At 67.8% G+C, this 11,518-nt stretch carries 11 protein-coding genes and 1 pseudogene; 4 read left to right on the plus strand and 8 right to left on the minus strand.

Features of this window, described 5'->3' with window-relative positions; translation table 11 throughout:
- The 3 genes and pseudogenes from RJ1_RS37230 to RJ1_RS37240 form a co-directional block, all read right to left on the minus strand.
- Positions 1 to 458 (minus strand): annotated as a pseudogene (locus RJ1_RS37230) (shikimate dehydrogenase); the annotation flags it as partial.
- Between the two features lie 28 nt (positions 459 to 486).
- A complete protein-coding gene (locus tag RJ1_RS37235) occupies positions 487 to 1,851 on the minus strand; it encodes an MFS transporter (protein ID WP_073368196.1) in 1,365 nt (454 codons plus the stop codon).
- A 152-nt stretch (positions 1,852 to 2,003) separates the two neighbouring features.
- The gene (locus tag RJ1_RS37240; protein WP_073368199.1) at positions 2,004 to 2,897 is read right to left on the minus strand and encodes a LysR family transcriptional regulator; all 894 of its coding nucleotides are present in this window, start codon (positions 2,895 to 2,897) and stop codon (positions 2,004 to 2,006) included.
- Between the two features lie 133 nt (positions 2,898 to 3,030).
- On the opposite strand from RJ1_RS37240, the gene RJ1_RS37245 reads away from it, so the two are divergent.
- The gene (locus RJ1_RS37245) at positions 3,031 to 3,723 is read left to right on the plus strand and encodes an SDR family NAD(P)-dependent oxidoreductase (RefSeq protein ID WP_073368202.1); all 693 of its coding nucleotides are present in this window, start codon (positions 3,031 to 3,033) and stop codon (positions 3,721 to 3,723) included.
- Between the two features lie 18 nt (positions 3,724 to 3,741).
- Here RJ1_RS37245 and RJ1_RS37250 read toward each other — a convergent pair whose 3' ends face one another.
- The 4 genes from RJ1_RS37250 to RJ1_RS37265 all read right to left on the minus strand — a co-directional run bounded on the left by RJ1_RS37250 (position 3,742) and on the right by RJ1_RS37265 (position 7,246).
- On the minus strand, positions 3,742 to 4,461 hold the full coding sequence (locus tag RJ1_RS37250) for a maleylpyruvate isomerase family mycothiol-dependent enzyme (protein ID WP_073368205.1): 720 nt from the start codon (positions 4,459 to 4,461) through the stop codon (positions 3,742 to 3,744).
- A 5-nt stretch (positions 4,462 to 4,466) separates the two neighbouring features.
- Positions 4,467 to 5,294 carry a fumarylacetoacetate hydrolase family protein gene (locus tag RJ1_RS37255; protein WP_073368208.1) on the minus strand — a complete coding sequence of 276 codons (828 nt, stop codon included), beginning with the start codon at positions 5,292 to 5,294 and terminating at the stop codon, positions 4,467 to 4,469.
- A gap of 6 nt (positions 5,295 to 5,300) precedes the next feature.
- The gene (locus tag RJ1_RS37260) at positions 5,301 to 6,377 is read right to left on the minus strand and encodes a cupin domain-containing protein (protein ID WP_073368211.1); all 1,077 of its coding nucleotides are present in this window, start codon (positions 6,375 to 6,377) and stop codon (positions 5,301 to 5,303) included.
- 62 nt (positions 6,378 to 6,439) lie between these two features.
- Positions 6,440 to 7,246, minus strand: coding sequence for an IclR family transcriptional regulator (locus RJ1_RS37265; RefSeq protein ID WP_073368214.1), 807 nt, complete (start codon positions 7,244 to 7,246; stop codon positions 6,440 to 6,442).
- A 48-nt stretch (positions 7,247 to 7,294) separates the two neighbouring features.
- Between RJ1_RS37265 and RJ1_RS37270 the strand changes: the two genes are divergently transcribed.
- From RJ1_RS37270 to RJ1_RS37280, 3 genes are all read left to right on the plus strand, one after another.
- Positions 7,295 to 8,524 (plus strand): MFS transporter, encoded by a 1,230-nt coding sequence (locus RJ1_RS37270; protein WP_073368217.1) that lies wholly within the window; start codon positions 7,295 to 7,297, stop codon positions 8,522 to 8,524.
- Between the two features lie 68 nt (positions 8,525 to 8,592).
- Complete coding sequence (locus RJ1_RS37275; RefSeq protein WP_073368220.1) at positions 8,593 to 9,795, plus strand: FAD-dependent monooxygenase; 1,203 nt, start codon at positions 8,593 to 8,595, stop codon at positions 9,793 to 9,795.
- Positions 9,796 to 9,832: 37 nt separating this feature from the next.
- Positions 9,833 to 10,855 (plus strand): magnesium transporter CorA family protein, encoded by a 1,023-nt coding sequence (locus RJ1_RS37280; protein ID WP_073368223.1) that lies wholly within the window; start codon positions 9,833 to 9,835, stop codon positions 10,853 to 10,855.
- A 5-nt stretch (positions 10,856 to 10,860) separates the two neighbouring features.
- Here the strand turns inward: RJ1_RS37280 and RJ1_RS37285 are convergent, their stop codons facing one another.
- Positions 10,861 to 11,466, minus strand: coding sequence for a TetR/AcrR family transcriptional regulator (locus RJ1_RS37285; RefSeq protein WP_073368226.1), 606 nt, complete (start codon positions 11,464 to 11,466; stop codon positions 10,861 to 10,863).
- Positions 11,467 to 11,518: the final 52 nt, after the last annotated feature.

The following is an 11,518-nucleotide window of genomic DNA, read 5'->3' on the forward strand; positions in this document are numbered from 1 at the left end:
CCGGCCGCAGCGAGCGCGTAGGCGACCGCCGAACCGGCCCCACCGGCGCCGGCCAGGACGACCCGTCCCAGCGTCGCGTCGGGCAGTCCGCGTCGCAGGGCGGCGAGGAATCCGCTGTGGTCGGTGTTGTGGCCGATCAGCCGGCCGTCGCGGACGACGACGGTGTTGACGGCGCCGAGGAGGCGCGCGTCGGCCGACAATTCGTCGAGGGCGTCCACGACGATCTGCTTGCACGGGTGCGTGACGTTGAGGCCGGTGTACCCGACGGCGACGGCGTCGCGCAGGACCGTACCGGCGCTCGCGGCCGGAACCCCCGACGCATCGAGGTCGATCAGTTCGTAGCGGTAGCCGGTGAGGCCGAGAGCGTCCGCTTCGTGTGCGTGCAGCGCCGGCGACAGGGACGTGGCGATCCCTGCCCCGACGAGTCCGATGCGGTGACGGCTGGATTCGGGGCCCATGAAGATTCTCCTGCGTAGTTCGGTCCGGTCAGGCGTCGTTGCGGACGAGCGCCTCGGGCCGGGCGGCGACCGTCGCGGTGCGGGGCTCGCCGAGCTGATCGGTGGGCGTGCGGTACGTCTCGGGACCGGTGAGTGCGGCAGCCGACGACAGCAGGGCGAAGCCCAGGCACATCCACGCGACCGGGGTCCAGTTCGCGGTGTCTCCCGCCGACAGCCACTGCGCGATGGCCGGGGTGAAGCCGGCGACCAGAAGTCCCAGCATGAGGCTCACGGCCATGCCCGTATATCGGACCTTCGCGGGGAACTGCTCGGGGAAGTACGCCGGGTACACGCCGTTCGGCATTGCGTAGAACAGGCCGATCAGGACGATGCCGGCCGCGAATACCATGGGCGCGCTTCCGGTTCCGATGGCGTGGAAGAACACGAACACCATTCCCCCGGCCCCGACGGCGCCCGTCACGAACACCGGCTTGCGGCCGATCCGGTCGGCGAGCATGCCGAACAGCGGCTGGGTGAGCACCGCGACGAAGTTGGCGGTCGCGATGGCCCACAGCATCGTGGATCGTTCGAATCCGGCGACCTGCACGGCGTACGCGAGGGCGAAGACATTGATGATGGTGTTGATCATCGCGAAGGTCGCGCTGAGGCTGATCCGGATCACGGTGCGCCAATGGGAGCGGAACATCTCGACGACGGGGATTCCGGCCGTGTCGTCCTGCTCCTTCAGGTCTTCGAAGACTTCCGGCTCGTCGAGCTTGCGGCGCAGCCATACTGCAACACCCGTCACGACGATGCTGAGCAGGAACGGCACCCGCCAGCCCCACGAGTAGAGCGCATCGTCCGGCAGGGCCGCGACGGGGATGAACACCAGACTCGAGATGACGATGCCGAACATGATGCCGCTCATGGTGAACGAGGTGAAGAACGAACGGCGGCGGTCCGGGGCGTGCTCGAGCGTCAGAGCGGAAGATCCCGGCGATTCTCCGCCGGCGGACAGTCCCTGCAACAGTCGCAGGAGCACGAGGATGATGGGCGCGGCGATGCCGATCTGCTCGTAGGTCGGCAGGCAGCCGACGACGACGGTCGCGATGCCCATGAGCAGCAGGCAGGCGAGGAGCGAGTTCTTGCGTCCGTACCGATCGCCGAGATGCCCCCACAGCACGGCGCCGAGCGGACGGGCGATGTAGGCGACACCCAGCGTGCCGATCGACAGCAATGTCGCCGTGGCTCCGCCGCCGGGGAAGAAGATCCGGGGAAAGACGAGCGCTGCCGCCGATCCGTAGATGAAGAAGTCGTAGTACTCCAGCGTGCTGCCGAGGAATCCCGAGACGGCGGCCCGGCGGGCGTTCTCGTTCGGATGTCCCCCGGTGTCGCGAGTAGACGTGCTTGCCATGGTGTTCCTTTCGTCCCAGGGATCCGGGACGCCGCGAGGCTTTCTTCGGGGGTGACTCACCTCACACGAAGATCCGGACCGTGACGAGCGTGTCACGGTCCACTATGTCGCGTCCAACACCAAAAAAGTCTCAGATAAAGACCGAAAACGTCTTACTCGGGGGTGGGCAGGATCTCCTCCGACACCTGCAGGGCCACGGCGAGCGCGTCGGACACCCGGCGGGGCGACCAGGCGAGCCCGTGGTTCATGTAGATCGGCTCACCGGTGAGCGGCACGAACACGGTCCCTGGGGGTGTGATCGCGGCGATCCCCGAGGTCATGAGCGCCACGCCGACACCCGTCGCCACGAGCATCAGGATCATGTACGGATCGGTGATTTCCTGGACTACCCGCGGCCGGAAGCCGGCGTCGACGCACGCCCGCATCGCGACCTCCTGCAGCGCGGAACCGGCGGACAGCGGGGTGGTGACGAAGCCGTCTTCGGCGAGGTCGCGCAGGTCGATCTGCTTCTCGCCGGCGAGTCGGTGGTCGGACGGCAGCACGGCGCCGAACGCCTCGCGGCGGATCAGCCGCGTCGACACCGACGCCGTCTCGACCGGCAGTCCGACGAAGGCGAGATCGAGCGCGCCGCTGTCCAATTGGGTCACCGCGTCGCGGGTCATGATGCGGCCGACGAGAGTGAGTTCGATGTCGGGGTAGCGCTGCCGCAGCGCCCTGGTGAGCGGTGGCAGCGACAGGTGATTCAGCACGCCGGTGAAACCGATCCTGATGCGGCCGTAGACGCCGCCGGCGGAGGCACGGGTGGCCTGCCGAGCGGTGTCGACACTCTCGAGGATGCGGTAGGCGTGCGGCAGGAAGGCGTGACCTCCCGCGGTGAGCGCGACGCTGCGCGTGCTGCGCTCGAACAGCGGCACCCCGAGATCTTTCTCGAGTTTGCGTACGGTCTGACTCAGTGGCGACTGGGCCATCTGGAGCCGGGCCGCGGCCCGGCCGAAATGCAGTTCCTCGGCGACGGCGACGAACGCCTGGATCCAGCGGATCTCCACGAATCCTCCTCGAAGACTTGACGTTTGTCGCTCACGTCATATATCCAGATTCATACACAGTGTGGAAATCATCATGCCGATTTCGCACATAGAGTAAGACTACTGCGCACTCAGCGCTCGAGGAGACTTCAGAATGCTCACCTACCCCGACGGCGCGACAGCCCTCGTCACCGGCGGCGCGAGCGGAATCGGCGCGGCGTGCGCGAAGCGACTGTCCGACGACGGCGTCCGAGTCGTCACCGCCGACATCGCGGCGGGTGCCGACGAGCGCTTGGACGTCACCGACCCCGACGCCGTCGACAGTCTCCGCACCCGGCTGGGCCGGGTCGACATCCTCGTCAACAGCGCCGGTGTCGTGGGACCGTCGGCGCCACTCGTCGACGTCGGCCTCGAGGAGTGGCGGCGCACGTTCCGCATCAACGTCGACGGCACGTTCCTCCTGTGCCGCGCCTTCGTGCCGGGCATGGTCGAGGCCGGCTGGGGACGGGTCGTGAACCTGGCGAGCATCGCGGCCAAGGACGGCAACCCCGGCCAGAGTGCGTACTCGGCATCCAAGGCTGCCGTCATCGCCCTGACGAAATCGCTCGGCAAGGAGGTCGCGACCACCGGCGTCCTGGCCAATGTGGTGGCCCCGGCCGCGGTGGAGAGCCCGATGAACGCCGGCACCGACCCCGCGATCCTCGCCCGCTCGCAGAGTCTCACCCCGATGGCGCGGATGGGGCGGCCGGAGGAGATCGCCGAACTCGTCGCCTGGCTGTCGTCGACGGCGCTCAGCTTCTCCACCGGGGCCGTCTACGACGCCAGCGGCGGCCGGGCGTCGTACTAGCTCACAAGTCGTACCAACTCACAGCCAGCGCGGGGGCTCAGGAACCTCCCCGCCCGCACTCACCCCGACCGCGCCGCGCCCGGCGGCCCACCGAACGAGGGACGCGAGGGACCCGCCGATCTTCTCGGAGACCGTCGAATCCGGTTGCACCGCAATGGGAGCGCGGCCGTCGACCTCGAGCATCAACCCGGCGCCGAGGTCCTTCTTCTGCCACATCCCGACGATGTCGGTGAGCAGCGAATCGAGGACGACGTCGGGGAAGTCGCCGAACCGGCCACCGTTGCCGAGGTCGACGGCATGGATCCACACCTCCCGGGTCCGCATCCACGCCGTCTCCGACACCGGCACCAGCCGGCCCTGCGCGGTGCGGACCTGCGCATCCCACGCCGAGGCGGGCAGGTTGCGCCACTTCTCGTCGAGCCGGGCGACGGTGTGGTCGAACAGGTTCCGCAACGCCGCCGCCGACAGGGTGGCGCCCTCGGCGATCTCCCGGCCCCGCTGCTCCGCCGACGCGTACATCGGGGTCTGCACCCCGGACGCAGCCCAGTCCATCAACCGGCACAGCGCCGCCGCGTTGTAGCCGACGTGCGCGACCAGGTGCGCGCGCGACCACCCGTCCAACGCGGTCGGCTCGTACAGTTGCTCGTCGGTCAACTCCGCCAGGCGCTGCGCGAAATACGCGGTGCCGCGGCGGGCGACCGTCAGCTGTTCGGCCAGACTCAGGTCCTGAAAGCTCACGGCCCCTACTTGACGATCGTCTTGTTGCGGACGGTGCCGAGGCCCTCGATGCCGACCTCGACGGTCTGCCCGTCCTGAATGTACAGACCGGGCTTGCGGGCGTGCCCGACCCCACCGGGGGTGCCGGTGATGACCACGTCACCGGGCTGCAAGGTGACGATGTGCGAGATGTACTCCACCAGCTTGGCCGGGGTGAACACCAGATCGTCGGTGGTGGTGGTCTGCACCAACTGCCCCTCCAGTTTCGTGACCAGGGTGCCGCCGAACGTGTACGAGTCGGTGGTCGTGAGGAACGGTCCGAAGCCACTGGTCTTCTCGAACGTCTTGCCCTGATCCCACTGCAACGTCCGGTACTGGTAGTCGCGCATCGTGTAGTCGTTCATCACCGAATACCCGGCGATGTACTGCTCGGCGTCCGCCTCGGACACCTGATACGCCTGCGCGCCGACGACGAACGCGAGTTCCCCCTCCCAGTCCAGCTGGGCGGCGGCATACGACGGGACGATCACGTCGTCGTACGGCCCGGTCAGCGCCTCCTTGAACTTGGCGAACAGGGTCGGGTATTCGGGCAGGTCGCGGCCCATCTCCTGGATGTGGTTGGCGTAGTTCAACCCGACGCAGATGATCTTGCCCGGGTTCGGGACCACCGGGGCATAATCGGCGCCCGCGAGATCAATCGTGGCGCCGGACGCGTTTGCCGCGACCGTCTTCCAGTCCGGGTCGGTCAACAGCGCGGACAGGTCCGCATACCCGTCGATGATCGTGGCGGCGGTGTCGGAAACGACGCGGACGGCGACGGTGGAACCGGCGTGGCGCAGAGTGGCAAGCTTCATGAAATTTCAGGCTCCTTCGGAAATGTACGTGCGATGGAAGTGCAGGCGCTCGACGATCGGGGCGTCGGAGAACGCGAACAGGTCGAACTCGGACTCGGCCTCGATCGACCACTCCGTCCAGGACGGGACGACGATCATGTCGCCCGTGCCGACCTCACGGGTCTGGCCGCCGAGGACGAACCGCCCGGAACCGTCGAACACCTGGTAGACGGTGGACCCCACATCCCGGCGGGGGCGGGTGCGGGCGCCGGCGCGCAGGCGGTGGAACTCGGCGCGGATCGTGGGCATCACGTCGCCGCCGGTGGTCGGGTTGGTGTAGCGGACCGCGGCGTGACCGGGTTCGGTGGTCGCCGCGTAGCCCTCGTCCTCGAGTGCCAACTGCTCACGCAGCGCGGCGTCGGTGTGCTCCCACCGGTACGCCGCGATCGGCGAGGACGTCTTCGCGTCCAACCCGACCAGCGGTCGCAGCCCCGGATGCGCCCACAACCGCTCCGACCGCGACACCTCCGGGGTGGAGTCGTCGGTGACGTTCTCCGACCCGAACTCGAAGAACCCGGTATCGGTGTAGTGCACGAACGGGATGTCCAGGCCGTCGATCCAGGCCATCGGCTGATCGGTCTCGTTGTGATGGCCGTGGAAATGCCAGCCCGGGGTCAGCAGGAAATCGCCGCGGCGCATCGCCACCGGATCACCGTTGACGACCGTCCACACCCCCTCTCCCTCGACGACGAACCGGAACGCGTTCTGCGCGTGCCGGTGCTCCGGCGCCACCTCCTTCGGGCCCAGGTACTGGATCGCCGCCCACAGTGTCGGCGTCGCATAGGGGACGCCGCCGAGGCCGGGGTTGGCGAGGGCGATCGCCCGGCGTTCCCCACCGCGGCCGACCGGGACGAGGTCCCCGGCGCGCTGCGCCAGCGGATACAGCGTCGACCACTTCCACACGAACGGCACCGCCCTCGACGCGGGCGTCATCGGCATCAGATCGCCGAGTTGGGTCCACAACGGATTGAGGTGTTCGCTCTCGAAGTCCCGGTACAGCTGGTTGAGGGGCGCGTCGTCGATGTGCGGTTCGGTGGCGGTCATGTCGTAAACGCTAGGAGGGCGACGGCCGCCGCGGGGAGAAGATTCTTCTGTGCAGAACTGATTCAGGGTTCGAGGTCGGCGATGTCGACCTCGAGTTCGCGGATCGCGTTCTTCATCTGCGACACCAGCGGTCCCTGCGAGTGCTGCCGGAACCGGGTGATCGGCACGGCCACGGTCAACGCGCCCACCGCTGTCCGCGCGCGGTTCCGGATCGCGACGCCGAACGCCGCGACGCCCTCCTCGGTCTGCTGCACGTTGAGCGCGAACCCGACGGCACGGGCAGCCGCGAGTTCTTTCCGGAACTGCTCGAACTCCTCCGCGGGAAGCCGCCGATCGCCCCACTCCCGGTCGTCGTCGGCAAGGTCCGCAGGCCGCAGGTACAGCTGTTCGAGGATCTCCGGAGGCAGTTCCGCGAGGAGGATCCGGCCACCGGCGGTGAGCTCGGCATCCAGCACCTGACCTTGCCGATCCCCGACACGAAGCATGCCCGTCGATTCCGCTGACCACAGGAACCGGGCCTGGGTGCCGACCCGGATCACGAGGTTCACGGTCTCGCCGCACAGGATGGCCAGCGCTTCCATGTGCGGCCTGCAGAGGTCGGTGAATTCGCGGGTCCACCCGCGTTGCGCGGGACCGGCCCCCATCGCGGACCCGGGGTGATACATGCGCTTCTCGTCCTGCACGGCAAATCCGCGGTACACCAGCATCGCCAGCAACCGGTGCGCGGTGGACGGCGCGATGCCGAGTTCCTGGGCGGCGTCCTTGAGCCGCAAACCGCCGACGTCGCGCAGCATCTGCAGCAGGCGCAGCGCGTTGTCGACGGACTCCAACATGTACGTCGGCTTCTCGATCGTTCGCTTTTTCTGCACAGCAGAACTCTATTGCAGGAGGGCTGTGCGCCGCATCACCCTCGATTCATGCCCCTTACCGCCACCTCCGTAGCGCCACCGGTCAATCGCGTCGGCCTGGACCGCAGGGCCACGATCGCCGTCGTCGTCTGCTGGCTCTTCGTGGTCTTCGACGGCTACGACCTCATCGTCTACGGCAACGTCATCCCGAGCCTGCAGAAGGAATGGGGCATCAGCGCGGCCACCGCCGGCACTCTCGGCAGCCTCGCGTTCCTGGGAATGATGATCGGCGCCGTGCTCGCGGGCCGCCTCTCCGACGTCGTGGGACGCAAGAACGCGGTGATCGGATGCGCCGTCGTCCTGTCCGTGTTCACCGCGCTGTGCGCGCTGGCGACCGGGCCGGTGATGTTCGGCGGGCTGCGCCTGATCGCGGGCCTCGGCCTGGGCGGCCTCGTCCCCACCTCCAATGCGCTTGCCGCGGAGTTGGTCCCCGCGAAGTGGCGTGCCGCGGTCGCCACGATGATGATGTCCGGGGTGCCGATCGGCGGTTCGGTGGCCGCACTGCTCGGGATTCCCGTCATCCCGCACTGGGGATGGCAGCCGATGTTCCTGTTCGCTCTGATCCCGCTCGTCGCGCTCGTCCCCCTCGCGTGGAAGACACTGCCCGACCACACTGCCGCGGTGACGTCGACGGAGGTGCGGCCGGCAACGGGCTTCAGCGCACTGCTCGGCACCCGGTTCCGTTCCGTCAGCATCATGTTCTCGCTCGCCACGGTGGTGACCCTGCTCGCCTGGTACGGCCTCGGTACGTGGCTGCCCAAGCTCATGCAGGGCGAGGGCACCGACCTCGGCAGTGCGCTCACGTTCGCCCTGGCGCTGAATCTGGGTGCGGTGGCCGGATCATTCGTGACCGCGTGGGGCGGCGTCCGGTTCGGCACGATCCCCACCAGCATCGTCGCCGCACTTCTCGCGGGCCTCGCCCTGCTGGCGTTGCTCGCGAATCCGCCGATCGCGCTGGTCTACGTCATCTTCGTTCTCGCCGGCGTCGGGACGCACGGAACCCAGTGCCTGATCATCGCCGCGGTCGCGTCCTACTACCCCGATTATCTGCGGGGCACGGCCCTCGGATGGGCGTTGGGCGTCGGCCGGATCGGTGCAGTCGCCGCACCGCAGATCGGTGGCTGGCTGCTCGCCGCGGGCCTCGGTGCCGATTCGAACTTCGTCCTCTTCGGCGTCAGCGCCCTCGTCGCCGCAGTGCTGCTCACCGTGATCTGGCGCCGCTTCCCCTCCCCCACGTGAGTGCCGCCGTGTGCCCCGGCACGCATTGCCACTCACCTGCCCCGAACGCTCGAAACGAAGGAACTGTCATGTCGAACCTGCAGGACGCACGCATCATCATCGCCGGAGGCGGGATCGGCGGCGCAGCCAACGCCCTGGCCCTGGCGCGGAAGGGCGCGAACGTCACCCTGTTCGAACGCGCCTCCGAGTTCGGTGAGGTCGGCGCCGGACTGCAGGTCGGACCGCACGGGGCCCGCATCCTCGATTCCTGGGGCGTGCTCGACGACGTTCTCTCCCGCGCCTTCCTGCCGAAGAACATCGTGTTCCGCGACGCGATCACCGCGGAGGTGCTCACCAAGATCGACCTCGGCGCCGAGTTCCGTGCCCGGTACGGCGGACCCTACTTCGTGACGCACCGCAGCGACCTGCACGCGACGCTCGTCGACGCGGCTCGCGCTGCGGGCGCCGAACTGCGCAACGGCATCACCGTCACCGACGTGGTCACCGACGGCGACAAGGTGCTCGTCACCGCCGACGACGGACACACGCACGAGGCCGACATCGCGCTCGGCATGGATGGTCTCAAATCCCGCCTGCGGGCGAAGATCTCGGACGACGAACCGGTGTCGTCCGGCTACGCGGCCTACCGGGGAACGACGCCCTATCAGGATGTGGAACTCGACGAGGACATCGAGGACGTGGTCGGCTACATCGGACCGCACTGCCATTTCATCCAGTACCCGCTGCGCGGCGGCGAGATGCTCAATCAGGTCGCGGTCTTCGAATCCCCCGGCTACCGGAGCGGCGTCGAGAACTGGGGCGGACCCGAGGAACTCGAGCAGGCGTATGTGCATTGCCACGAGAACGTCCGCCGCGGAATCGACTACCTGCGGAAGGACCGGTGGTGGCCGATGTACGACCGGGAGCCCATCGAGAACTGGGTCGACGGGCGGATGATCCTCCTCGGCGACGCCGCACACCCGCCGCTGCAGTACCTGGCCTCGGGAGCGGTAATGGCGATCGAGGACGCGAAATGCCTCGCCGACTATGCGGCCGAGGACTTCTCCGCCGGCGGCGGCAATTCCGCATGGCCGCAGATCCTGAAGGAGGTCAACACCGAACGCGCGCCGCGCTGCAACCGCATCCTCACCACCGGACGGATGTGGGGCGAGCTGTGGCACCTCGACGGCACCGCCCGCATCGCACGCAACGAATTGTTCCGCACCCGCGACACGTCGAGCTTCACGTACACCGACTGGCTGTGGGGTTATTCGTCCGATCGCGCGTCATAACCGCCTCCCCTCCGGAACGGTTGGGCACACTGGACGGGTGAGCCTGAACCTGGTGCAGACCCGAGTGTGGCGCGACGGAGAATGCGTGGGCAAGGATTTCCCACTCGCCGACGTGTCCGAACGGGTGCGGGACGAGGGCGCGCTTGTCTGGGTCGACCTGTGCGACCCCGACCACGAGTGTCTGATGGAGCTGGCGTCCGAATTCTCACTCGATCCGAACGCCATCGAGGATGCCGTCGCCCGGGGTGAGCGGCCGAAGGCGACGCGCTACTCGGGTCACGCGTTCGTGACCGCCTACGCCACCTGGTTCGACGCCGACGACATCGGCACACTCGGTGTGCTCGAATCGCGGCTGCGGATCAGCCGCGTGTCGGCGTTCGTGCTGTCCAATGCGATCGTCACGGTGCGTCGGGACGACCGATTCGACATGTCCGAGGTGGTGGAGCGCTGGGAGGACGATCCCGCCCTGCTCACACCGCGTTCCGGCGCCCTGGCACTCCTCCACGGACTTCTGGACGTCATCGTGGACGGGCAGTTCGAGACCATCCAAACGATCGACGACGCAATCGAAGCGCTCGAGGAAGTCCTCTTCGACGAGTCCGCCCGGACCCGCGACGTGCAGCGGCGCACGTACCGGCTGCGGAAGGAGCTGGTGCAACTGCGTCGCGTCGTACTGCCCATGCGGGAGGTGGTGGGCGCGATCATGCGGGGACGAGCCGAATCCGGACACGAACAGTCGCCAGTTCTCGACAGCCTGTACACCGACCTGTACGACCACGTGACGCGGGCCGCCGAGTGGACGGAGTCGTTGCGCGACATGGTGGTGACCGTCTTCGAGACGAATCTGTCTCTCCAGGACGCCCGGCTCAACACCGTCATGAAGAAGCTCACCGGGTGGGCGGCGATCATCGCCGTTCCCACGGCGGTGACCGGGTGGTTCGGTCAGAACGTCGCGTTTCCCGGAGTCGGGCAGCTGTCGGGGATGATCGCCAGCACCGTCGTGATCGTCACGTCGGCGAGCCTGCTCTACGTCCTCTTCCGCCGACGCGACTGGATCTGACGGGACTAGATCTCGCTCGGCTGCGACACGGACAGCAGGACGCGCAAGTGGTCGGTGACCACTTGCGCGGAGATGGTGGGGTCGATGGCGCGCTGAATGCCCAGCCCGACACCGAGGCTGAGGATGCTGCCCGCCGCTTCCTCAGCCGGCACCGGCAGGACGACACCGAGCGAGTCGGTGAACGACTTCAGCAGCGTGACCGTGAGTTGCCGGGCGACGCCGAGGGTGGCGGTGAGCGCGTCGCGGAGTTCGGGATCGTGACGGGACAGGACGATCAGCTCGAATTCCAGCATGGTCCATCCGACGTCGCCGAGCGTCTTCTCCGCCCACGTCTGAAATGCCGCGAGTCGCTCCTCCGTCGTGTCGCCGCCGCCGAGCGCCTCCGCGATCTCCTGCCCCTTGGTGGCGTGGATGAGCCCGAGCACTTCGAGGCACAGTTCTTTCTTGTTCTTGAAGTTGGAGTACACCGCGCCTTTGGAGTACCCGGCCTCGTCGGCCACCTTCTCGAGTGACGTGGCTGCGTAGCCGTCGGCCAGGAAGAGGTCGCGTGCGGTGGCGACGAGATGCGCCCTCGTCTGCGCCTGACTCTCCGACCTGGTCATTCGCGCCATGTTCACCCTTTCGTCGGAGGCCTTCAGAGAATATTCTACTTTTCATATACCG

It is taken from the genome of Rhodococcus jostii NBRC 16295, from assembly GCF_001894825.1.
Taxonomy (GTDB): Bacteria; Actinomycetota; Actinomycetes; order Mycobacteriales; family Mycobacteriaceae; genus Rhodococcus_F; species Rhodococcus_F jostii.

Coding starts and splice junctions, on each gene's coding strand:
- RJ1_RS37235 (WP_073368196.1), bottom strand. CDS start 1,851: ATGGCAAGCACGTCTACTCGCGACACCGGGGGACATCCGAACGAGAAC.
- RJ1_RS37245 (WP_073368202.1), top strand. CDS start 3,031: ATGCTCACCTACCCCGACGGCGCGACAGCCCTCGTCACCGGCGGCGCG.
- RJ1_RS37255 (WP_073368208.1), bottom strand. CDS start 5,294: ATGAAGCTTGCCACTCTGCGCCACGCCGGTTCCACCGTCGCCGTCCGC.
- RJ1_RS37260 (WP_073368211.1), bottom strand. CDS start 6,377: ATGACCGCCACCGAACCGCACATCGACGACGCGCCCCTCAACCAGCTG.
- RJ1_RS37270 (WP_073368217.1), top strand. CDS start 7,295: ATGCCCCTTACCGCCACCTCCGTAGCGCCACCGGTCAATCGCGTCGGC.
- RJ1_RS37275 (WP_073368220.1), top strand. CDS start 8,593: ATGTCGAACCTGCAGGACGCACGCATCATCATCGCCGGAGGCGGGATC.
- RJ1_RS37285 (WP_073368226.1), bottom strand. CDS start 11,466: ATGGCGCGAATGACCAGGTCGGAGAGTCAGGCGCAGACGAGGGCGCAT.